This is a genomic window from Streptomyces sp. NPDC056628, assembly GCF_042792555.1.
In the GTDB taxonomy this organism is placed as follows: domain Bacteria; phylum Actinomycetota; class Actinomycetes; order Streptomycetales; family Streptomycetaceae; genus Streptomyces.
On record NZ_JBHTWG010000009.1, the window covers coordinates 83,337 to 104,398 of the forward strand.

Annotated in this window: 24 protein-coding genes; 15 read left to right on the forward strand and 9 right to left on the reverse strand. The window is 73.4% G+C overall.

Features of this window, described 5'->3' with window-relative positions; translation table 11 throughout:
• Positions 1-106: 106 nt before the first annotated feature.
• A complete protein-coding gene (locus ACFRAC_RS14710; protein ID WP_382924262.1) occupies positions 107-1,033 on the reverse strand; it encodes an RNA polymerase sigma-70 factor in 927 nt (308 codons plus the stop codon).
• Positions 1,034-1,107: 74 nt separating this feature from the next.
• Positions 1,108-1,581, reverse strand: coding sequence for a carboxymuconolactone decarboxylase family protein (locus ACFRAC_RS14715; protein ID WP_382924263.1), 474 nt, complete (start codon positions 1,579-1,581; stop codon positions 1,108-1,110).
• A 310-nt stretch (positions 1,582-1,891) separates the two neighbouring features.
• Between ACFRAC_RS14715 and ACFRAC_RS14720 the strand changes: the two genes are divergently transcribed.
• From ACFRAC_RS14720 to ACFRAC_RS14740, 5 genes are read left to right on the forward strand one after another with little or no spacing between them, the layout of a single operon-like run.
• Positions 1,892-2,077: a hypothetical protein gene (locus tag ACFRAC_RS14720; RefSeq protein ID WP_086872279.1), complete on the forward strand. Its 186-nt coding sequence runs from the start codon at positions 1,892-1,894 to the stop codon at positions 2,075-2,077.
• Between the two features lie 30 nt (positions 2,078-2,107).
• Positions 2,108-2,815: a hypothetical protein gene (locus tag ACFRAC_RS14725; RefSeq protein WP_382924264.1), complete on the forward strand. Its 708-nt coding sequence runs from the start codon at positions 2,108-2,110 to the stop codon at positions 2,813-2,815.
• Positions 2,812-3,777 (forward strand): DUF6895 family protein, encoded by a 966-nt coding sequence (locus tag ACFRAC_RS14730; RefSeq protein WP_382924265.1) that lies wholly within the window; start codon positions 2,812-2,814, stop codon positions 3,775-3,777. Before ACFRAC_RS14725 ends, ACFRAC_RS14730 begins: the two co-directional genes overlap by 4 nt.
• Positions 3,774-4,694 (forward strand): DUF6895 family protein, encoded by a 921-nt coding sequence (locus ACFRAC_RS14735; protein ID WP_382924266.1) that lies wholly within the window; start codon positions 3,774-3,776, stop codon positions 4,692-4,694. Before ACFRAC_RS14730 ends, ACFRAC_RS14735 begins: the two co-directional genes overlap by 4 nt.
• Positions 4,691-5,764, forward strand: coding sequence for a serine hydrolase domain-containing protein (locus tag ACFRAC_RS14740; protein WP_382924267.1), 1,074 nt, complete (start codon positions 4,691-4,693; stop codon positions 5,762-5,764). Before ACFRAC_RS14735 ends, ACFRAC_RS14740 begins: the two co-directional genes overlap by 4 nt.
• A gap of 60 nt (positions 5,765-5,824) precedes the next feature.
• On the opposite strand, the gene ACFRAC_RS14745 is transcribed toward ACFRAC_RS14740, so the two are convergent.
• A complete protein-coding gene (locus ACFRAC_RS14745; RefSeq protein WP_382924268.1) occupies positions 5,825-7,198 on the reverse strand; it encodes an alpha-lytic protease prodomain-containing protein in 1,374 nt (457 codons plus the stop codon).
• A gap of 210 nt (positions 7,199-7,408) precedes the next feature.
• Between ACFRAC_RS14745 and ACFRAC_RS14750 the strand changes: the two genes are divergently transcribed.
• From ACFRAC_RS14750 to ACFRAC_RS14760, 3 genes are all read left to right on the forward strand, one after another.
• Complete coding sequence (locus ACFRAC_RS14750; protein WP_382924269.1) at positions 7,409-7,858, forward strand: Fur family transcriptional regulator; 450 nt, start codon at positions 7,409-7,411, stop codon at positions 7,856-7,858.
• A gap of 24 nt (positions 7,859-7,882) precedes the next feature.
• Entirely contained in the window at positions 7,883-10,102 is a 2,220-nt protein-coding gene (gene katG / locus ACFRAC_RS14755) for a catalase/peroxidase HPI (RefSeq protein ID WP_382924270.1), read from the forward strand.
• A 184-nt stretch (positions 10,103-10,286) separates the two neighbouring features.
• Positions 10,287-10,814 carry a hypothetical protein gene (locus ACFRAC_RS14760; protein ID WP_382924271.1) on the forward strand — a complete coding sequence of 176 codons (528 nt, stop codon included), beginning with the start codon at positions 10,287-10,289 and terminating at the stop codon, positions 10,812-10,814.
• A gap of 13 nt (positions 10,815-10,827) precedes the next feature.
• Here ACFRAC_RS14760 and ACFRAC_RS14765 read toward each other — a convergent pair whose 3' ends face one another.
• Complete coding sequence (locus tag ACFRAC_RS14765) at positions 10,828-11,391, reverse strand: hemerythrin domain-containing protein (RefSeq protein ID WP_382924272.1); 564 nt, start codon at positions 11,389-11,391, stop codon at positions 10,828-10,830.
• Positions 11,392-11,494: 103 nt separating this feature from the next.
• On the opposite strand from ACFRAC_RS14765, the gene ACFRAC_RS14770 reads away from it, so the two are divergent.
• Positions 11,495-12,274, forward strand: a complete 780-nt coding sequence (locus tag ACFRAC_RS14770) for an SDR family NAD(P)-dependent oxidoreductase (RefSeq protein ID WP_382924273.1) — start codon at positions 11,495-11,497, stop codon at positions 12,272-12,274.
• 88 nt (positions 12,275-12,362) lie between these two features.
• Here ACFRAC_RS14770 and ACFRAC_RS14775 read toward each other — a convergent pair whose 3' ends face one another.
• A complete protein-coding gene (locus ACFRAC_RS14775; RefSeq protein ID WP_382924274.1) occupies positions 12,363-13,016 on the reverse strand; it encodes a phosphoribosyltransferase in 654 nt (217 codons plus the stop codon).
• Between the two features lie 192 nt (positions 13,017-13,208).
• Here ACFRAC_RS14775 and ACFRAC_RS14780 point away from each other — a divergent pair, with 192 nt between their 5' ends.
• The 5 genes from ACFRAC_RS14780 (at position 13,209) to ACFRAC_RS14800 (ending at position 16,955) form a co-directional block, all read left to right on the forward strand.
• A complete protein-coding gene (locus ACFRAC_RS14780; RefSeq protein ID WP_382924275.1) occupies positions 13,209-13,610 on the forward strand; it encodes an SseB family protein in 402 nt (133 codons plus the stop codon).
• A gap of 118 nt (positions 13,611-13,728) precedes the next feature.
• Positions 13,729-14,619: an SDR family oxidoreductase gene (locus tag ACFRAC_RS14785; RefSeq protein ID WP_382924276.1), complete on the forward strand. Its 891-nt coding sequence runs from the start codon at positions 13,729-13,731 to the stop codon at positions 14,617-14,619.
• A 174-nt stretch (positions 14,620-14,793) separates the two neighbouring features.
• A complete protein-coding gene (locus ACFRAC_RS14790; RefSeq protein ID WP_382924277.1) occupies positions 14,794-15,057 on the forward strand; it encodes a hypothetical protein in 264 nt (87 codons plus the stop codon).
• Between the two features lie 36 nt (positions 15,058-15,093).
• Positions 15,094-15,558, forward strand: a complete 465-nt coding sequence (locus tag ACFRAC_RS14795) for a TIGR03668 family PPOX class F420-dependent oxidoreductase (RefSeq protein ID WP_382924278.1) — start codon at positions 15,094-15,096, stop codon at positions 15,556-15,558.
• Between the two features lie 68 nt (positions 15,559-15,626).
• Positions 15,627-16,955 carry an enolase C-terminal domain-like protein gene (locus ACFRAC_RS14800; RefSeq protein ID WP_382924279.1) on the forward strand — a complete coding sequence of 443 codons (1,329 nt, stop codon included), beginning with the start codon at positions 15,627-15,629 and terminating at the stop codon, positions 16,953-16,955.
• Positions 16,956-16,970: 15 nt separating this feature from the next.
• Here ACFRAC_RS14800 and ACFRAC_RS14805 read toward each other — a convergent pair whose 3' ends face one another.
• Together ACFRAC_RS14805 and ACFRAC_RS14810 are read right to left on the reverse strand one after the other, a co-directional pair.
• Positions 16,971-17,363, reverse strand: a complete 393-nt coding sequence (locus ACFRAC_RS14805; protein WP_361351231.1) for a luciferase family protein — start codon at positions 17,361-17,363, stop codon at positions 16,971-16,973.
• A 137-nt stretch (positions 17,364-17,500) separates the two neighbouring features.
• Positions 17,501-18,082, reverse strand: coding sequence for a hypothetical protein (locus tag ACFRAC_RS14810; RefSeq protein ID WP_382924280.1), 582 nt, complete (start codon positions 18,080-18,082; stop codon positions 17,501-17,503).
• Positions 18,083-18,235: 153 nt separating this feature from the next.
• Between ACFRAC_RS14810 and ACFRAC_RS14815 the strand changes: the two genes are divergently transcribed.
• Entirely contained in the window at positions 18,236-19,102 is an 867-nt protein-coding gene (locus ACFRAC_RS14815) for a fructosamine kinase family protein (RefSeq protein ID WP_382924281.1), read from the forward strand.
• A 99-nt stretch (positions 19,103-19,201) separates the two neighbouring features.
• On the opposite strand, the gene ACFRAC_RS14820 is transcribed toward ACFRAC_RS14815, so the two are convergent.
• Together ACFRAC_RS14820 and ACFRAC_RS14825 are read right to left on the reverse strand one after the other, a co-directional pair.
• Positions 19,202-20,395, reverse strand: coding sequence for a CaiB/BaiF CoA transferase family protein (locus ACFRAC_RS14820; protein WP_382924282.1), 1,194 nt, complete (start codon positions 20,393-20,395; stop codon positions 19,202-19,204).
• A 60-nt stretch (positions 20,396-20,455) separates the two neighbouring features.
• The gene (locus tag ACFRAC_RS14825) at positions 20,456-20,914 is read right to left on the reverse strand and encodes a MarR family winged helix-turn-helix transcriptional regulator (protein ID WP_382924283.1); all 459 of its coding nucleotides are present in this window, start codon (positions 20,912-20,914) and stop codon (positions 20,456-20,458) included.
• Positions 20,915-21,062 lie beyond the last annotated feature (148 nt).

Below are 21,062 nucleotides of genomic sequence, written 5' to 3' on the forward strand. Positions count from 1 at the left end.
ACGATGTCTACCGAACGGTAACCTCCGGCGGGCCGGGGTGAAACGTTTTCGCCCGGTGTGGCTCCCAGGACCTGGAAGCCGCACCGCCACCCGCGCGGACGGGCCGTCAGCCGGCGACCGCGGCCACATACGGCGCCAGCTTGGCCGGGTTCATGACCCACATCAGCCGTTCGATGCCGCGGTCCGAGACGTCCGCGCACAGCAGTGCCACCGGATGGCCCGCGCGCCGCACGAGCACCGCGGGCCTGCCGTTGGCCTCCACCCAGCGCACCTGGGAGCGCGGCCAGAACCGCGGCGCGAAGGCCACGAGGTACCTGGCCACCCGCTCGCGTCCGGCGACCGGGACCCTGGACGCCCCACGCATTCCGCCGCCGTCCGCGTAACTGACGACGTCCTCGGCGAGGAGGTCCTCCAGCGCCGTCAGCGTGCCGTTGCGCGCCGCTTCGAGGAACGTCTCCAGCAGTCGCCGGTGCGCGCCGTCGCTCACCGGCTCCCGGCGCGCCGCCTTCAGATGCTTCCGGGCGCGGCTCACCAGCTGACGGGTGTTCGGCTCGCTCGTCTCAAGCATCTCCGCGATCCGCCCGTACGGGTAGTCGAAGGCCTCGCGCAGCACGTAAGCGGCGCGCTCCACCGGGTTGAGCCGCTCCAGGAGCAGCAGGACCGCCAGGTCGACGGCCTCCGCCCGCTCCGCGCCCAGTTGCGGATCGGCGCGGGTGTCGACCGGCTCCGGGAGCCATGGCCCCACGTACGTCTCGCGCAGCCTGCGGGCGGACCGCGTGGAGTTGACGGCCAGGCGCGTGGTGACGGTCGTCAGGAACGCCGCGGGCTCCCGGACGGCCGAGCGGTCGGTGCGCTGCCACCGCAGCCAGGTCTCCTGGAGGACGTCCTCGGCGTCCGCCACGCTGCCGAGCATGCGGTAGGCGATGCCGAAGAGCTGGGGGCGCGCCGCGACGAAGTCCTTCATCGCGTGTTCGAGCGAGTCCCCGTCGTCCATGCCCCGTTCGAGGGGTTCGCCGTCGTCCCGGTCGCGCATCGTGCCTCCCGTCCCGGACCACCATGCTAATGGTCCGTCCGCCGGAGCGCCCCGGCGGACGGAACCGGCGCCGGTCAGCCGAACTGGCCCGGACGGTAGTCCCCGGCGGGCTGCCGGTTGATGACATTGACGCGGTTGTAGGCGTTGATGAGGGCGATCAGCGAGATCAGCGCCAGGAGTTGCTCCTCGTCGAAGTGCTCGGCGGCGTCGGCCCACGCCTCGTCGGTGACGCCGCCGGACGCGTCGGCGATCCGGGTGCCCTGCTCCGCCAGTTCGAGGGCGGCGCGCTCGGCGTCCGTGAAGACGGTGGCCTCCGGCCAGGCCGCGACCAGGTGGAGGCGCTGGGCGGTCTCGCCGGCGTGCGCGGCGTCCTTGGTGTGCATGTCGGTGCAGAAGCCGCAGCCGTTGATCTGGCTGGCGCGGATCTTCACCAGTTCCTGGATGGTGCCGGGCAGCGACGAGTCCGAGATCGCCTTGCCGGCGGAGTTGACGTGCTTCAGCACCTTGCCGGCCAGCGGGCTGCCGAAGAAGTCGAGACGCGGTTCCACTGTGAACTCCCAGAAGTAAGAGGGGGGATACACCTCACTGACCGATCCGGCCCCGCGGTTGTGACATGGGGGGCGTATGGCGTGCGTCACCACGGCTGCGGAGGGCGTCCCTTCACCGCTCCGAGTCCTCAACTCCTCTGGGTGGCACGGGGCTTCGGTCGAGCAGGCGACCTCTTCGGCGCCTTGGCCTTCTTGATCAGAAATGTTTAAGAAGAGACGTATGTGCACTGGTGAGAAAAGATGCGCGTTCTGAGGCGGTGTGGTCATCTGGGTTGTGGAGGCTATGGCTGACCCCAGAGGAGATGGTGATATGCCTTCCATGGACAAGGCGACCAAGGACACGACCGGCGTCCGCACGGACCTCGACGCGGCACTCGACCCCGCCGAGCCTGACGGAGTGTTCCGTGACAGCCGGGAGTGCGCCGCCCTGGCGCTGCTCTCCGCAGACACCCAGTTGCTGCTGTCCCCGCCGACCCCGCGGCCCAAGAAGGGCTGAGGACCGGCGAACCCGACAGGAGCACGCTGAATGGAGCAGTCAGGCACTTCGGCCCTCTTGCAGGGCGCGGTGCAGGACCTTGCGTCCGACGTGGTCTCCGCCCTTCGGGGCGGAGACCATGTGCGCATGTCCGGCACCTCCGCCATGGACGACGTCGAGGGCAGTCTCATCCTCGCGGCCGTGCGGGTACTGGGAGCGGATCTGCTCCTCCCTCACGTCCTCTTCCCGGCCCCGCCCGTACCCGAGGCGCTCGCCGCCTTCCGCCGCACGGCCGAGGCGTACCCGCCCCGCCCCGACACCACCCCCACCGTCCACTGGAGCCACTGGGCGATGCGCCGCACCCTCGCGCGCCTCGGCTCCCCCCTGCCCGCGCCGCCCGGCACGAACGCCGGGGAACCCGGGACCGCCTGGTTGGAGACGGCCACCTGGCAGGTCCTGACCCATCAACTCGCCGTCCTGGCCGCCCTGGCCGTGCCCGGGGAGGACAGCGCGGTGGCCCGCGTGGCCCGGGGCCGTCCCGTGGACCTCGCCCGCGGCTTCGTCCGGGCGGTACGCCGCCGGGACTGGCAGCAGGCGGCCGGAGCCGGACGCTGGCTCACCCTCGTCGACGGGGTACCGGACACGCTGGGACTCGAAGCGGGCCTGGACTTCGTGGAGCTGATGGGCGGCATGGACCCCCGGGTCGCCCTCCAGGTGCAGGCCGCGCGGATCATGCGGGCCGCCGGAGCACTCGTATGACGGCGACGGACGTCGCGCGGATCCGGGAGGTGGGCGCCGCGGCGCTCGCCTGGCTGTCCGCCCACCGCGACGAGTTCGCTCTCGGGGATGGTGCGCTCGCCGCCGACGGCCAGGTCGACGCCACCTGGAAACCCCTCGGGGAACTGGCCCAGACCTGCGCGAGCGTCTGCGCGCGCGTCCCGGCCGGCGACCCGCTGCACGAGGCCGCCGGCGGCCTGCTGCGGTTCGCCTGGCGCCAGACCGGGCAGGGGGAGTTGTTCCTGCACCTCCAGCGCCTGGAGCCGTTCGCGACGTACCCCCTGGAGATCTACTCCGTCTTCGCCTCAGCGGGACTGCGGCACCCCGGCTACGAGACGGCCGCCGCCACCACCGCCCGCACCCGCGGATGGCGGCTGACCGAACAGGACCCGACCCGCCGGCTCGGCGTGCTCAAGGCCGAGCGGCGCGCCGGCATCCACCGGCCCGAGGACGCCTCGCGGGTCCTGCGGCGGACCTGGCTGGGCGGCCTCCCGGAACCCTGGACGTTCGGGCGCTCCGCCGGGTACGCGCTCACCCACGTCGTCTTCCACCTCACCGACTGGGGCCGCGCCCCCGGCGCCGTCCCCGCGGACCTGTCCGCCTATCTCGCCCACTGGCTGCCCGCCTGGCTCGACACCTGCCTCGACGCCGGCATGTGGGACCTGAGCTGCGAACTGCTCGTCGTGGCGGGGAGCCTGCCGGACCCGCCCGACCCCGGCGTCCTGCGGGACGCCTGGCCCCGGATCGCCGACGCCCAGTGCGCCTCGGGCGCCCTCCCGCAGCAGGAGTACGGCGGCGGCCGGGAGCCGGACTTCCTGCACTGCTACCACTCCACGCTCATGGCCGCCTTCGCCGCCGCGCAGTGCCTCGCACACCTGACCGCCGAGGCCGCCGCCGGCACGGGCGGACACCACCGGTACAGGGGACAAGGAGTGCCCGGATGACCGACACCCGCCTCATGCACACCGTCGGCGTCCGCGCCCTGGAGTGGCTGTGGGCCCACCGCGACGGATTCCGCCTCGAACCCGACGCCGATCCCGAGATCGGCTTCCTTGACCGCTTCAAACCCGTCGGCGAACTGGCCCTGATCTGCCGGGTGCTGTTCCGCGAGGGCGTGGCCGGATCCCGGCAGGCCGACCTGGCCCGCCGGCTCCTCGACCACACCTGGCGCGAGACCCTGGACGGCGGCCGCATGCTGGCCCGCGGCCAGCGCGTCGAACCGCTGTCGCCCATCCCCTTCGAGGTGTACCTGCCGTACAAGGAACTCGGGTACACCGAGCCCGAGGTGGAGCGCGCGGTGCGCCTCTACCACCGGCTGGAGAGCTGGTCGGCGCTCGAGGTGGACCCGAACCGCCGGCTCGGGCTGGCCGCGTTCCAGCGCCGCTTCGGCCTCGCCCCGCGCACCCCCGAGGAGGACCTCGCGGGCGCCACCTGGCTGGGCCACACCCCCGAACCGTGGACCGTCGGCGGCCACATCGCCTACGACGTCACGCACACGGTGTTCCACCTGACCGAGTGGGGGGCACGCCCCGAGGGGCTGTCGCCGCGTCTCGTCGACTACCTCACCACCTGGCTGCCGGTCTGGATCGACGACTGGCTGGACCTGGAGCGCTGGGACCTGCTCGGCGAACTCCTCGTCGTCGACGCCTGCCTGCCCCGCCCCACCCTGGACGGGCGTGCCTGGGCGGGATTCGCCGCCGCGCAGCAGGCCGACGGCGCCATGCCGGCCGTGCGGTCGATGCCCGAGGGCGACCCGGACGAGGTGTTCGACCTCGTCTACCACCCGACGCTGGTGGCCGCGTTCGCCTCGGTGCTGGCCACCTCCCGGGCCCTGACCGCCCTCACCCACGCCACCGCATGAGCGCCCCCGCGACGCCCTGGCCGGGCGCGGCCGAGGACACCGCTCGGCAGGCCGCCGCCCCTCGCGGGGACGACGGCCCGGCCGAGCGGCTGGTGCGGGCCGTCGACGCCGTGGACGCCCCCGACGTCGTCTTCGCGGTGTCCCGCGACGGCCGCCGCACCCTGCACTGCGGGGGCACCGCTGTGTCCCCGGCGGTGCCCCGGCAGGACCTGCGCTACGAGATCGGCTCGGCCTCCAAGGCGTTCACCGGACTGCTGTTCGCGCGGCTCGTCGAACGCGGCCTGCTGACCGGGGGCGAACCCGCCGCCGCCTGCCTGCGACCGGGCCGCCCCACCGGCGCCGACCCCGTGACCCTCGCCCACCTCGTCACGCACACCGCGGGACTGCCCGCCCTGCCGCCCGGCTTCCACCGCGCCGCGCTGCCCGCCTGGCGCACCAACCCCTACGGCCACTACCCCGCCGAACGGGTCGTCGACGCCTTCCTGCGCCACCGCCCCCGGCACCGGCCCGGCACCCGGTGGCACTACTCCAACTTCGGCGTCGCCGTGCTCGGGCACGCCCTGGCCGCCGTGACCGGCACGCCCTGGGAGGAACTGCTGGCCGAGCGGGTGCTGCGCCCGCTCGGCCTGAACGGCACCTCGCTGCGCCCGGAGGACCCCAAGACCGACGCGACCGGGCACGGCAAGGACGGCCGCACCCCCACCCTCCCCTTCGACGCGGGCGGATTCGACGCGGCCGGTGCCGTCCGGGCCACCCCGCACGACCTGCTCACCTTCCTGGAGGCGCACCTCGACCCGGCCGGCTCCCCGGCGGCCGGCGCGCTGCGCGCGGTGCGCACCCCGGTGCTGCGGCGCGGCCGGGGACACGTCCACGAGCACACCGTGGCGTGGTTCCGGCACCCCACCGACGGCGGCCCGATGTACTTCCACAGCGGGGCCACCCTCGGCCAGCAGGCCTTCCTCGGCTTCCGTCCGGACACCGGGACAGCGCTGGTCGCGGTGTGCACCCGCCGCTACCGCGCCCGCGACCCGTTCGTGCCCACGGCGTACGCGCTCCTCGCGGAGGACTGACGCACACCGGCCGGTGCGGGGCCCGGCCCCGCACCGGCCGCGGTGCGTCCTGCGGTCCGGCTACACCCGCTGCCACAGGGCGGGTGTGCCGTCCGGCGCCCACCGGGTCTGCGCCTGGTGGCTCTGGAGGCACTGGTAGCGCACCCCGGCGACGGTGACCGTGCTGCCGGCCTCGTAGACGCGGCCCGACGCCCACTGGTCCTTCGCCTGCTCGTCCGGCGTGGCCTGCGTGCCCTTCTGCGCGGTCGTCGTTTTCAGCACCAGGCCGAAGTCGCTCAGGATCGGGTTGACCGGCTGGTAGTAGGTGGTGCCGCCGCTCGTGCAGTCGCCCGAGCCGCCCGAGGTCACGCCCTGGGCCTGCGACCCCGACAGGTAGGGGCCGCCGGAGTCCCCGGGCTCGGCGCACACCGTGGTCCTGGTGACCCCGTCGACCGTGCCCTCGGAGTAGCGGACGCTCGTGTCGTGCTGCTGGATGGTCCCGCAGTGCCAGCCCGTGGTGGAGCCGGAACGGCAGATCGACGCCCCGACGAGCGCCTGGACGGAACCGGTGACCTGGGTCTTCTGCCCGCCCTCGCCCTTGACGTCGGCAGTGGCGGTCCAGTCGCTGTTCGCGGCCACCCAGGACATGTCCTTGCCGGGGAACGTGGACGCCTGGAACCCACCCTGCGCGGCCTGGTTGGCGCCGGTCGTCTTGTTGCCCGGCTTGCCGCAGTGGCCCGCGGAGACGAAGCCCTGCTGCTGGTCCTTGGTGACGGAGAACCCGATGGAGCAGCGGGCGGAGTTCTCGATGTAGTAGGCCTCGCCGCCCACGAGGTCCGCCAGCGGCCGGGGCCGCTCGGCCGACACGACGACGGCGACGCCCGCGTCCTGGGCTCCGGCCGCCCTGATGAACGACGTGGCGGCCGCGCGCCGGGCCGCCCGCACGACGACCCGGTTCGACGGCATGTCCACGTACCAGACCGGGGCTTCCTGCGTCGCGGCGCCGGCGGCGGCCTTGTCCAGCTTCTCCTTGACGGCCTCGAGGTCGGCGAGCGGCCGCTTCACGACGGCCGCCTTCGCGCCCTGCGCCTCGATGGCCGACACGTCCGAGGAGTGCGTCGTCGCCACGGTCAGCTCGGCGGCGGTCGCCCCCGTCAGCCAGGCGCCGGCGAACCGCTGCCCGAGGGAGAGACGCAGCCGGCCCGCGCGCACACCCGCCTCGGCCTCGTTGACGAGGCGCTCGGCCGCCTGAGCGGACGTCAGCTTCAGATCCCGCTCCAGGGCCCGCAGCACCTGGGCCGGGGGCCGGTCGGCGCCGACCGTCTGGGCGGCGATGGACGCGGGCAGCGGCGCGGGGGGCGGCGCGGCCGCCGCGGCCGTGGTCATCGCGGTGACGGCGAGGACGCCGAGAGCGGTCAGGGCGGCGCGGCGGCCGTCTGTGGGTCTGCCGAGCATGCGTGTGTACCTCCGTCGAGTTCGCTTGGTCTGCGACGAAGGGATGCCTTGACGAGAAGTGATCAGTAAATGTCAGAAAAGATGCTTTTTAGCGCTATGGGGGGTCTCACGGAGTGTCATGTGCACCAGTTGGCGGGCCTCTTGGGAACCCCCAGACTTTCATCGTTCGTTTTCTTGAGTCGTTCGTGTTTAGCGCGATAGGTTGTCGTCATGACCGCAGCCCAGACTCCCACCCCCGCCGAGGAGCTCCGCGGCGCCGGCCTGCGGGTGACCGCCGCGCGTGTCGCGCTGCTGGAAGCCGTCCGCGCCGGTGACCACCTCGGCGTCGAGGCCATCGCCTCCGGGGTGCGCGATCGCGTCGGTCATGTCTCCCTCCAGGCCGTGTACGAAGGGCTGCACGCCCTCACCGCGGCCGGACTCATACGTCGTATCGAGCCGGCCGGCAGCCCCGCCCGGTTCGAGGGCCGCGTCGGTGACAACCACCACCACGTCGTCTGCCGTTCGTGCGGTGTCGTCGCCGACGTCGACTGCGGGGTCGGCGAGGCGCCCTGCCTGACCGCCTCCGACGACCACGGCTTCGCCATCGACGAGGCCGAGGTCATCTACTGGGGCCTGTGCCCCGGCTGCTCCACCACCACCGGTGCGCCCCGCGCACTGTGATTCACCTAGTCCGGAAGGTTTCCCATGGCTGAGAACTCCGATGCGATCGTCACCGACGCGAAGGCGGAGGGCACAGGCGGCGGCTGCCCCGTCGCGCACGATCGCGCAGCGCACCCGACCCAGGGCGGCGGAAACCGCCAGTGGTGGCCTGAACGGCTCAACCTGAAGATCCTCGCCAAGGACCCGGTCGTCGCCAACCCGCTCGGCGCGGACTTCGACTACCGCCAGGCGTTCGAGGCCCTCGACCTCGACGCCGTGAAGCGCGACATCGCCGAGGTCCTGACCAACTCGCAGGACTGGTGGCCGGCCGACTTCGGCAACTACGGCCCGCTGATGATGCGTATGGCCTGGCACAGCGCCGGCACCTACCGCATCAGCGACGGCCGCGGCGGCGCCGGCCGCGGCCAGCAGCGCTTCGCCCCCCTGAACAGCTGGCCGGACAACGGCAACCTGGACAAGGCCCGTCGTCTGCTGTGGCCGGTCAAGAAGAAGTACGGCCAGTCCATCTCCTGGGCCGACCTCATGATCCTCACCGGTAACGTCGCCCTGGAGACCATGGGCTTCGAGACCTTCGGCTTCGGCGGCGGCCGCGCCGACGTCTGGGAGGCCGACGAGGACGTCTACTGGGGCCCCGAGACCACCTGGCTCGACGACCAGCGCTACAGCGGCGACCGCGAGCTGGAGAACCCGCTCGGCGCCGTCCAGATGGGCCTCATCTACGTCAACCCCGAGGGCCCCAACGGCAACCCTGACCCGGTCGCCGCGGCCCGCGACATCCGTGAGACGTTCCGCCGCATGGCGATGAACGACGAGGAGACCGTCGCCCTCATCGCCGGTGGTCACACCTTCGGCAAGACCCACGGCGCGGGCCCGGCCGACGCCGTCGGCAACGACCCCGAGGCCGCCTCCATGGAGGAGCAGGGCCTCGGCTGGAAGTCCACCCACGGCACCGGCAAGGGCGGCGACGCCATCACCTCCGGTCTGGAGGTCACCTGGACCACCAAGCCGACCCAGTGGACCAACGACTTCTTCGGCATCCTCTTCGGCCACGAGTGGGAGCTCACCGAGTCCCCGGCCGGCGCCAAGCAGTGGGTGGCCAAGGACGCCGAGGCGATCATCCCCGACGCCCACGACCCGTCGAAGAAGCGTCTGCCCACGATGCTCACCACCGACCTGGCGCTGCGCTTCGACCCGGTCTACGGCCCGATCTCCCAGCGCTTCCACGAGAACCCGCAGGAGTTCGCGGACGCCTTCGCCCGCGCCTGGTACAAGCTGACCCACCGCGACCTGGGCCCGAAGTCCCTCTACCTCGGCCCCGAGGTCCCCGAGGAGACGCTGCTGTGGCAGGACCCGCTGCCGGAGGCCGTGGGCGAGCCCGTCGACGCCTCCGACGTCCAGGTCCTCAAGGCCAAGATCCTGGAGTCCGGCCTGACCGTCTCGCAGCTGGTCAGCACCGCCTGGGCGTCGGCCTCGACGTTCCGCGGCAGTGACAAGCGCGGCGGTGCCAACGGCGCCCGTATCCGCCTCGAGCCGCAGCGCGGCTGGGAGGTCAACGACCCCGACCAGCTCGCGCAGGTCCTGCGGGTCCTGGAGGGCGTCCAGAGCGAGTTCAACACCGGCGCCAAGAAGGTCTCCCTCGCCGACCTGATCGTCCTCGCCGGCTCCGCGGCCGTGGAGAAGGCCGCCAAGGACGCCGGGTTCGACGTCCAGGTGCCGTTCACGCCGGGCCGCGTCGACGCGACGGAGGAGCACACCGACGTCGAGTCGTTCGCCGCGCTGGAGCCGTCGGCCGACGGATTCCGCAACTACCTCGGCAAGGGCAACCGCCTGCCGGCCGAGTACCTGCTGCTGGACCGCGCCAACCTGCTCACGCTGACCGCCCCCGAGATGACCGTCCTGGTCGGCGGCCTGCGCGTGCTGGGCGCCAACCACCAGCAGTCGCAGTTGGGCGTCTTCACCGACACCCCCGGCGCCCTGACCAACGACTTCTTCGTCAACCTGCTTGACATGGGCACCGCGTGGAAGTCGACGTCCTCGGACCAGACCACGTTCGAGGGCCGGGACGCCGCCACCGGTGAGCTGAAGTGGGCCGGCAGCCGCGCCGACCTGGTCTTCGGCTCCAACTCCGAGCTGCGCGCGCTCGCCGAGGTCTACGCGAGCGACGACGCCAAGGAGAAGTTCGTGAAGGACTTCGTCGACGCCTGGGTCAAGGTCATGAACCTCGACCGGTACGACCTGGTCTGATCACTCCCGCGAGACGTCCGGGCCGGCCGGCCCGGACGTTCTCGTATATATCGGTGCTCACGGGTGCGCGGGGGTGTGGGGGAGGCCACGCGGAGAACGTGGCGGCGGCCATGTCCCCGGGCGAGGGCGCGGAGCTACGGTGTCGGCGACCCCAGCACCTCGTCAGTCCCCGGACGGTCCCGCAGTGCTCGCAGATCTCTCCCCGCTCATAGCGGCGACCACCCAGTGGCTGATCCGCTCCTATCCCGCGTGCGGCGGCGCCCTCGCCGACGCCCTCGGCGAGGTCCAGGCCCGGCAGGCCGTGACCGTCGCCGCCTGGCTGCGCTACCCCACCCCGACCGACGTCGCGCTCGTGTCGATGGCCGGCCCGGGCGGCTCGGCGGGCCTCGACTGGATCACCGGCGCCGACGCGGCCGCCCCCGACGACACGGACAGCGCCTGGCGCTCCTGGGTCGACGAGGTCGTGGCCAGCTGGGCGGCCTGCCTGCTCACCGACCCCGAACTGGCCCGGCGGGCCGTGGCCGCGACGGCCGAGGTCGGCCACGCGACCTCGGTGCCCGCCGAGTTCCGCCGCCTGGTGTCGCCCGATCCGTACGACCGTGAGGCGGCCGCGCTGCTGCGCCACCCCGACCTCGTGGCCCCCGTGGCCGCGCTGCACGGACCTGCCCTGCGCGAGCGCCTGGACCCGGGCCGGGCCCCCCTGGCCGCCTAGGCGGGCCCGCCGCTCACACCTTCTTGCCGCGGCCCGACAGCGCGTCGCGCATCCGGTCGACCAGGCCCACGCCCGGTGCCAGCAGCTTGTTGGCCGGCGGCTTGTCCGGGGCCGCCGGGTGCGGCCGGGTCGGCGCCGTCTTCTTCGCCAACCGCACCTTGTCGCCCAGCTCGTCCAGCGCCTCCGGAGGGCAGGCCGCGCGCAGCCTCGGGAAGAGGTTCTGCTCCTCGTCCGCGATGTGCGCCCGCACCTCGGTCGTCAGCCGGTTGATCAGCCGGTTGAACGCGGTGTCCTCGACGTCGCAGCCCTCGAGGTCCTTCATGATCTGCTCGGCCTCGGCGTGGTCCTCGATCTCCCGGTCGGCGATCGCGTCTCCGCCGTCCACATGCTTGCGAACCGCCGGGTACAGATACTCCTCCTCGGCCACCGAGTGCCGGACCAGCTCGATGGTGACCTGGTCGGCGTACAGCTTGCGGTTCTTGTCACCGGGCGGAAGAGCCTCGATCCTGCCGAAGAGCTCCTCGACCTCGCGGTGATCGGTCATCAGCTCGTCGATGACGTTTCCGCCGTGCCCCATGTTCTCCACCTCCGGTCCGCGCGGGCGGCCCCGGTCGGGCCGCCGCGGACGTCGAGTGCCCCGCCCCGGCCGCGCTCACACGGCCCGACCGTAGGGTGCGGTCATGACCTCGCAGCCCTACCTCTCCGAACTGTTCTCCCTGGACGACCGGGTCGCCGTCGTGACCGGCGGCAGCTCCGGCATCGGCCGCGCCGTCACCGAGGCCCTGGCCCGCGCCGGCGCCCGGGTCGTGGTCGTCGCCCGCCGGGAGGCGGAGCTCGCCGCCACGGTCGCCGCCCTGGAGGAGCACGGCTGCCGCGCGGCCTGGGTCAGCGCGGACCTGAGCACACGCGACGGCGTGCGGACCGCGGCCGAGGAGGCCGCCGCGGTGTTCGGCGAGCCCGACATCCTGGTCAACTCGGCCGGCGTCAACCTGCGTCCCCCGCTGGGCGAGCTCGGCGAGGACGTCTGGGACGCCACCATGGCCCTGAACCTGGAGGCGCCGTTCCTGCTGGGGCAGCGGTTCGGACCCGGCATGGCCGAGCGGGGCTTCGGGCGGATCATCCACGTCACCTCGCAGCAGGCCCACCGCGCCTTCGTCCAGAGCGGTGCCTACGGCGTCTCCAAGGGCGGCCTGGAGTCGCTGGCCCGCTCCCAGGCGGAGGCGTGGTCGCCGTACGGCGTCACCTGCAACACGCTCGTGCCGGGGTTCGTCATGACGCCCCTGAACGCCCGGCTGTCGTCCGACCCGGAGAAGGTCGCCGCGCTCGCCGCGCGCACCCTCGTCGGGCGCAACGGCCTGGCGGAGGACTTCGCGGGTGCCGCCGTGTTCCTCGCGAGCCGCGCCTCCGCCTATGTCACCGGGCAGTCGATCTTCGTGGACGGCGGTTTCTCCGTGCACTGAGGCGTGGTTCCGAACGTCTGGTCGGCGCAGGTCGAACTCCATGTCGGGCACGAGGCCACGAGCCACCGCCGGGGGCGCGGGCCGTTCTTCAAGCAGGGGTCCGGAACGCGTGCAGTGTCCCGGTGACCTCCTCCTCGGAGACGGCGCCGAAGTCCTCGTACCACTCGCCGACCGCGTGCAGCCGCGGCGGCTGGACGAGACAGACGAGGTCGTCGCACTCGGCCCGCAGCGGGCGGACCGTGCGAGGGCTGCCGACGGGCACCGCCAGCACCAGGCGCGCGGGACCGTGACGGCGCAGGAACCGCAGGGCCGCGGTGGCCGTCAGCCCGGTCGTCAGTCCGTCGTCCACGAGGAAGACCGTGCGGCGCGCGACGGACGGCAGCGGGCGCAGGCCGCGATACCGGTACTCGCGCCGGTGCAGCGCGTTGCGCTCGTTCACGACGATGTCGCCGAGCCGGTCCTCGGACAGGTGCATCATGGCCAGGCTGTCGCGGTCGTACAGCGGCGGGTCGTCGGCGACGAGTGCCCCGATCGTGGTCTCCGGCCGGACCGGCGTCCTGATCTCCCCGGCCACCAGGACGTCCAGGGTCGCCTGCAGCGCGCGGGCCACCTCGGCGGCCACCGGCACACCGCCGGGGGGCAGGGTCAGCACGACCGGATCGAACGGATCACCGGAACCCGTCCCGCCGGTCAGCCGCAGGGCCAGCTCCCGTCCGGCGTGGGTGCGGTCGCGGAAGGACATGGCACTCCTCCTCGGCGTCGGCGCGGGCGCCGGGTGCCCGGCCCGCCCGCGGCGAAACGCCGGACGGGGCCGACCGCCCGGCGCCCACCCACATACGGTGTCGTGCCGGGGGTACCCGGTGCGTCCGGCCGCGTACCGGACGCACCGCCCGTGACCCGGTCCGCGGCGACTCCCAGGGCGAGGGGACGCACCATGACCGACCCCCAGTTCGACAATTCGGCAGCGGCCGCGCAGGACGCCCTGCGTACGGTCGTGGAGAAGGGCGCCGACCAGACGGCGCTGAGCACGCTGGCGGACAGCGAGGTGCTGGTCCCGGCCGCGGCGGACGGCGAGGGTCCGGGCCCGGCGGCCCTGACACTGCCGGTGTTCGAACAGCAGGACGGCACCTCCCTGGTGCCCGTCTTCACGTCGCCGGCCCGCATGGAGGAGGCCATGCCGCAGACGCGCCGGCACCACACGGTCCGGCTCGGCGCGCTGGCCCACGGCTGGCCGTCGGACGAGCTGTCCCTGGTCATCGACGCCGGGTCGCCCGAGCAGCTGGCGCTGACCGCGCAGGGCGTGCGGGCGCTGCTCGACCGGGACCAGGACGTCTGAGGGCGGGGCGTGGGGCGCGCCGGCATCCGGGGGCCGTGCGGCTTGATCGCTTTTGGCTTCCGGCCGAGCGGGAACCCGGTCGCGGATCGTGCCCGTTCGACCGGTCCAGGAGGCCGTCGTGACCGACCCGCAGCACCGGCAGCAAGACCCGGCCACCCAGCACCCGCAGCCCGACTTCCCCGAGCAGGACCAGCCGCACCCGGGCTGGACCGGCCCGATGGACCCGCCGCCCGACCACGGCGAGGACAGCTACCGCGGTTCCGGCCGGCTGGAGGGCCGTGCGAGCGTCATCACCGGCGGTGACTCCGGCATCGGGCGGGCCGTCGCGCTGGCCTTCGCCCGGGAGGGCGCCGACGTCCTGTTCACCTACCTGGAGGAGGAGGCCGACGAGGCCCGCGAGACCGCGCGGCTGGTGGAGGAGGCCGGCCGCAAGGCGGTCGCCGTGTCCTGCGACATCCGGGACGAGGAGAACTGCCGGGCGCTGATCGACCGGGCCGTCGAGGAGTTCGGGCGGATCGACGTGCTGGTGAACAACGCCGCCTACCAGATGTCCCAGCCGGACGGCATCGAGGCGATCAGCACCGAGCAGTTCGACCGCGTGATGCGCACCAACCTCTACGGGATGTTCTGGCTGACCAAGTTCGCCGTGCCGCACATCCCCGAGGGCGGCAGCGTCATCAACACGACGTCGGTCCAGGCCTACCAGCCCAGCCCCCACCTGCTGGACTACGCCATGACGAAGGGCGCGATCGTGACCTTCACCCACGGCCTGGCCCAGATGCTGGTCGAGCGCGGCATCCGCGTGAACGCGGTGGCGCCGGGCCCGGTGTGGACGCCGCTGATCCCGGCGACGCTGCCCGACACGGCCGAGTTCGGCAAGCAGAGCCCCATGGGCCGTCCGGCCCAGCCGGCCGAGATCGCCCCCGCCTATGTCTATCTCGCCTCCCAGGAGGCGAGCTTCATCACGGCGGAGATCGTCAACGCGACGGGCGGCACCCCGCTGCCGTAACGTCTCGCCGGCCGCGCACACGGGATTCTCACCCGCGGCCGGGTGTGGGTCCCGTGTCCGTGGGTAGGGCGGCGGCATGACTGGCAGCAGACCCGCCCGAGGACGCTGGGCCGTCCGACTGACCGTCCGGTACGCCGGGCTGCGCGGCGGCCGTCGAGAGCGCATGGTGGTGTCATGAGCACGCGTCCCCCCGTGGTGGTGCAGCCGCCGCAGCCGGACGGCGGACGTCCGGTGACGATCCGTGGCGAGACCACGGGCACCGCGTACAGCCTGTTCGACGTCATGGACCTGGTCCACCGCGCGGGCCTGCCCGCGGAGGACCGGGCCGTCGACGACCCCGAGCTGATCGAGTGGCGCGGCGGCGGGCCCTACGACTGGACCGCACGGGGCACGGACAGCGCGTCGGACGACATCGCGGACGCGTCGCCCGACCCGTGACGCCGCGGCTCGCGCCCCCTGGCCGAAGGAGCCGGCATGCCGGACATGGAGCAGGACGAGGCGCGGGAGCGGTTCGCCGCGGCGCGGGTCGCGAGGCTGGCGACGATCGCCCCGTCGGGGCGTCCGCATCTGGTGCCGGTCGTCTTCGCGTCGCGCGGCGACGACGTGGTGACCGCCATCGACCACAAGCCCAAGAGCACCCTCCGCCCGGCGCGGCTGCGCGACATCGCCGTCCACCCGGCCGTCTGCCTGCTCGCGGACCTGTACGACGAGGACTGGGAACGGCTGTGGTGGGTGCGGGCCGACGGAGGTGCCCGCGTCCTCGAACCCGGCGCGCCCGACGAGGAGACCCGCGCGGGGCACGCGGACGCGGTGGAGCTGCTGCGGGCCAAGTATCCGCAGTACGTGGACCGACCGCCGCAGGGGCCGGTCGTCGCGGTGTCCGTCCTGCACTGGACGGGCTGGAGGTATGCGCCAGGGAGCCGACCACCGGGCCATTGACCCTGAGCTGTCCACGGACGTAACCTCCGTCTCCATATGTAGACAGCTCCCGAGATCGGCGTCCCGTCATGACCCAGCCCGTCGTCACCCGCCTGTCCGTGTATCCGGTCGCCGGACGGGACGCGATGCTCCTCAACCTGTCCGGCGCGCACGCCCCGTACTTCACCCGCAACGTCGTCGTCCTGGAGGACTCCGAGGGCCGCACCGGACTGGGGGAGGTACCGGGCGGCGAGGCGATCACCCGGACCCTGCGCGACGCCGGGCCGCTGGTCGTCGGCGCCCGCGTGGGCGACTACAAGCAGGTCCTGCGCGCGATCGAAGCGGCCTTCGCCGACCGTGACGCCGGCGGGCGCGGGGCGCAGACCTTCGACCTGCGCACCACCGTGCACGCGGTCACGGCCGTCGAGTCCGCCCTGCTGGACCTGCTCGGGCAGCACCTGGAGGTCCCGGTCGCCGCACTGCTCGGCGACGGCAAGCAGCGCGACACGGTCCGCATGCTCGGCTACCTCTTCTACGTCGGCGACGCGGACCGCACCGGCCTGGACTACGTGCGCGATCCCGGCTCACCGGTCGACTGGTACCGCGTCCGGTACGAGGAGGCGCTGACCCCCGAGGCGATCGTCCGGCAGGCCGAGGCCGCCCACGCCCTGTACGGCTTCCAGGACTTCAAGCTCAAGGGCGGCGTCCTGCCCGGCCCGCGGGAGGTGGAGGCCGTCCGCGCGCTCAAGGACCGTTTCCCCGGCGCGCGGATCACCCTGGACCCCAACGGCGCCTGGTCGCTGCGCGAGGCCGTCGAGCTGTGCCGTCCGCTCGTCGGCACCCTGGCCTACGCCGAGGACCCGTGCGGGGCGGAGGACGGCTACTCGGGCCGGGAGGTCCTCGCGGAGTTCCGCCGGGCCACCGGACTGCCCACCGCCACCAACATGGTCGCCACCGACTGGCGTCAGCTGACCCACGCGCTCGCCCTGCAGTCGGTGTCCATCCCGCTGGCCGACCCGCACTTCTGGACCATGCGGGGGTCGGTACGCGTCGCCCAGCTCTGCCACGCGACGGGACTGACCTGGGGGTGCCACTCCAACAACCACTTCGACATCTCGCTGGCGATGATGGCCCACTGCGGCGCCGCGGCGCCGGGGAAGTACAACGCCCTGGACACCCACTGGATCTGGCAGGAGGGCCGAGAACGGCTCACCGTCGAGCCGCCCAGGATCACCGGCGGCGAGGTCGCCGTGCCGGACACCCCCGGACTGGGCGTCCGGCTGGACCGGGACCGGCTCCTCGCCGCCCACGAACTGCACCGGGAGAAGGCCCTGTCGGGCCGGGACGACGCCGCCGGCATGCGGCATCTGATCGAGGGCTGGACCTTCGACCCCAAGCGGCCCTGCCTCGTGCGCTGAACGGCTTCGCCCGGGTCAGCCGGCCTCGGCGCGCGGAAGCACCGTCACCCGGCGGAAGTTGCACGCCGCCCGGTGCGGCGGCCCGTCGGCCGGCGGCCCGCCCTGATGGGCCTTCAGGGCGACACTGACCAGACTCATCAGCAGGTCGACGTCCGCCTCGCACCCCAGATGAAGCGTCACCCAGCGCGAACCCGGCACCAGCCGCACCGCCGTGGAGTCCCACAGGCCCCGCCCGAAACGCTGGATCGCGGGAAGGGTGAGATGCAGATCCACCTCCCGGTCCGAGTGGAAGTGCACGATCTCGCTGTGGGCTGAGCGCAGTGCCCGCCCCGCGCCACAGCCGGCCGGGCCCGCACTGAGATCGGGCCAGACTTCCAGGCGTTCCATGGCGCGTTGGGCCAGTGTCATGGCCCCATAGTGGCGCGATCATGGCCCGGCAACCAGAGGTTGGACGAACCGTAACCGGCGCGTGAGGTGGCACACGCCGCCCGCGGCCGGAGCGGTGGGCGGCGTGCCCCGCGGCAGGTGCTCCGGAGGGGTACCGGCTACCGTGCGCCGGTCCAGTTGTGCGCGACGTCGACGACGATCCGGCCGTCCGCCACCCACACCCGGAACGGCAGCCGGGCCCGGACGCCGAGCCCGATCTGCGTGTCCCCCTCGAAGCTGCCGACGAACCGCGCGTCCCGGAACGTCCGGTACCCCGTGAGGTTCACCCCCGGCAGCCGCTGACCGGACCGGGCCGGGTAGGTGGGCTCGCCGCTGTCGGCGTCGTAGGCGGGCGCGGCGAGCCGTACCTCGATCACGGCCCCGCCGCCGACGGTGACGGGACGTCCCGAACCGTCCTGGTGGACGCGGCTCACGTACTGGACGGAGTAGCCGAGCCGCCCGGTGCCCGCGCCGGGGACGTCGACGACCATGCGGTCGAAGCAGGTGTGCCGGCCGGTCCTGACGTTCGTCACCGGCTTCATCGTGGCGGCCGAGCGGGTCTCGGCCTGGCTGCCCCAACCGGTGGGGCAGGCCGTGGCCTTGGTGGTGGGCGTGGTGGCCCCGGCCGGGACGGCCGCCACGGCCGACGCGGCGGCCACCAGCGCGGCGGTCGCCGCCCACGCCATTCTTGTTCGTCCCATTGCGTCCCCAGAGAGGTGAAGTGCCTGATATTAGGAGAGACAGCCGACTTGACGGAAAGGTTGCACGCAGACGGAACTTCGTGGTCCGCAGGGAGGACAGGCCGCGCCCGCGCCCCCGGAGCGGCCCCGGGCACCCGCCGTACGCTGACCACCGTGCACAGCAGCTTCGACAGCCCGGGCGCGGTCGCCGCGCACTTCACCGGGCTCCCCGTGACCGGTGAACGGCCCCTGACCGCGACGCTGACCGAAGTGACCCTGGACGGCGGGCGTGTGGTCGTGGTCAAGCGCGGCGACGGGGAGCGGGCGGCCCGGGCCGAGGCCGCGGGACTGCGCTGGCTGGCCGACGCCGGCACGGTGCGCGTCCCGCGGGTCCACGGCCACGACGCGCGCTGGCTCGTCACCGACCGGGTCGTCACCGGCCGGTCCGGCGCGGTGGCCGCCGAGCGCTTCGGCCGGGGCCTCGCGGCCCTGCACGCCTCGGGCGCCCCCGCGTTCGGCGCGCCGCCGCCCGGCGGTCCCGAGGACGCGTACATCGGCCGCGCCGCGATGCGCAACACCACCGGCCCCGACTGGCCCGGCTGGTACGCCGCGCACCGCGTCCTGCCGTATGTGCGGCGGGCCGTCGACGCGGGGACGCTGCGCCCCGCCGAGGCGGGTGTGTTCGAGCAGGTCTGCGAGCGGCTGCCCGAGCTGGCGGGCCCCGCCGAACCTCCCGCGCGGCTGCACGGCGACCTGTGGAACGGCAACGTCCTGTGGGGCGCCGACGGGCACGTGAGGCTGATCGACCCGGCCGCGCACGGCGGGCACCGCGAGACCGACCTCGCGATGCTCCAGCTCTTCGGCTGCCCCCACCTGGACCGCGTGCTGGACGGCTACCGGCGGCAGACCCCGCTCGCCGACGGCTGGACCGGACGCGTCGGCCTGCACCAGCTCTTCCCGCTCCTCGTCCACGCCGTCCTGTTCGGCCGCGGCTACGCCGAACAAGCCCTCACGGCCGCCCGGGTGGCCCTGCGCCGCTGAAGACCGGCGCCGGACCGGCGGAGAGCCGCGCGAGGCGTTCGGCGTCCGGGGTGCCCGGCTCGGCCGTGTCCCTGGTGAGGAGCCGGGGCGGGCGGCGCCTCAGACGACGCCGTCGGCGCGCAGGTCCGCGATCTCCCCGGGGGTGCGGCCGAGTTCGGCGAGGATCGCGTCGGTGTGCTCGCCGGCCGCGGGGACGGGGTCCATGCGCGCGGGCACGCCCACGAGGTCGGCCGGCGGCAGCAGGGCGCGGACGCTCGCTCCGCCCGGCACCTCCACCGCGCCCCAGCGGCCGCGGGCGGCCAGCACCGGGTGGTCGAGGAAGGCGGCGATGTCGTTGACGCCCGCGCAGGCGACGCCGATATCCTCCAGTTCCTTGAGGATCTTCTCGGCGGTGGAGCGGGCGCAGCGCTCGGCCACGACGGCGTTGACCTCGGCGCGGTGCGCGACACGGGCCGAACTCGTCGCGAAGCGCGGGTCGTCGGTCAGCTCGGGCCGGCCCAGGAACCGGGCGCAGAGCACCGCCCACTCGCGCTCGTTCTGGATGGAGAGCAGCACCTGCCGCCCGTCGGCCGCCGTGAACGTGCCGTACGGGGCGAGCGTCGGGTGCTGGGTGCCCAGCCGCTCCGGCTGGGCGCCGCCGTACTCCGTGTAGTAGGCGGGCTGCCCCATCCACTCCGCCAGCGCCTCGAAGAGGGACACCTCGACGGGGTGGACCGACCCCGTGGTGGCGCGGGTGAACAGCGCGGTGAGGACGCCGCTGTAGGCGTACATGCCGGCCGCGATGTCGGCGACGGAGATGCCGACGCGGGCGCTGCTCGTGGCGTCCCCGGTCAGCGACACCAGCCCGGTCTGGCACTGCACGAGCAGGTCGTACGACTTGCGGTCGGCCCACGGTCCGGAGGTGCCGTAGCCGGAGATCGTGCAGGGGATCAGGCGGGGCCACCGCTCGGCGAGCGCCGCCGTCCCGAGGCCGAGCCGGCCGGCCGCGCCCGGGGCCAGGTTCTGCACGAAGACGTCGGCGCCGTCCAGCAGCCCGTGCAGGATCTCCCGTCCGCGCGGCGACTTCAGGTCCAGCGTGAGGGATTCCTTGGAGCGGTTCAGCCACACGAAATAGCTGGACTGCCCGTGCACCGTGGTGTCGTAGCGGCGGGCGAAGTCCCCGTCGCCGGGCCGCTCCACCTTGATCACCCGCGCCCCGAGGTCGGCGAGCTGCCGGGTGGCGTAGGGCGCGGCGACGGCCTGTTCGAGGCTGACGACGGTGATGCCGGCGAGGGGGAGACGCGGGGTGCTCATGACGCCATGTGTACGGCCCCGCCGAAGATCACGTCAATGACGGGTCGGCCGCCGCCCAGGTCAGGCGGGCAGGCGGAGTGTCTCGACGGCCCGGACGAGGGGGGCGAGTTCGGGGTCGCGGGCGGCGTCGTCGAGTGCTTCGCGCAGGGCTGTGTCGTGGGTGGGGCGGGCCTGGTCGAGGAGGCGGAGTCCGGGGTCGGTGACGTCGGTGTAGATGCCGCGCCGGTCGGTGGGGCAGAGGTAGCGGGAGAGCAGGCCGCGGTCCTCGAGGCGGGTGACGAGGCGGGTGGTGGCGCTCTGGCTGAGGACGACGGCGTCGGCGACCTGTTTCATCTGCAGGTGGCCGCCTTCGCCGCTGTGCTGGCGGCTGAGGGCGTCGAGCAGGGAGTACTCGCGGACGCTGAGGTCGTGGTGGCTCTGCAGGGCGCGTTCGATGTGGGCCTCGATCCTGCCGTGCAGCAGGGAGAGGGCGCCCCAGCCCTGCGTGAGGGCGGTGCGTGCGGGATCCGTCGCTGTCATGGCCCCGAAGTCCTCCGTACACAGTGGGTGGGTCCAGGATAGGACATCAGTGCAATTTCCCGCCGATGCGGCTATAGCGCGCATGCAAGCACCAGGGGCGCCGCGCGTCCTTGACCTGGAGCGCACCCGAGCGCCTGGGTGGCGGCTC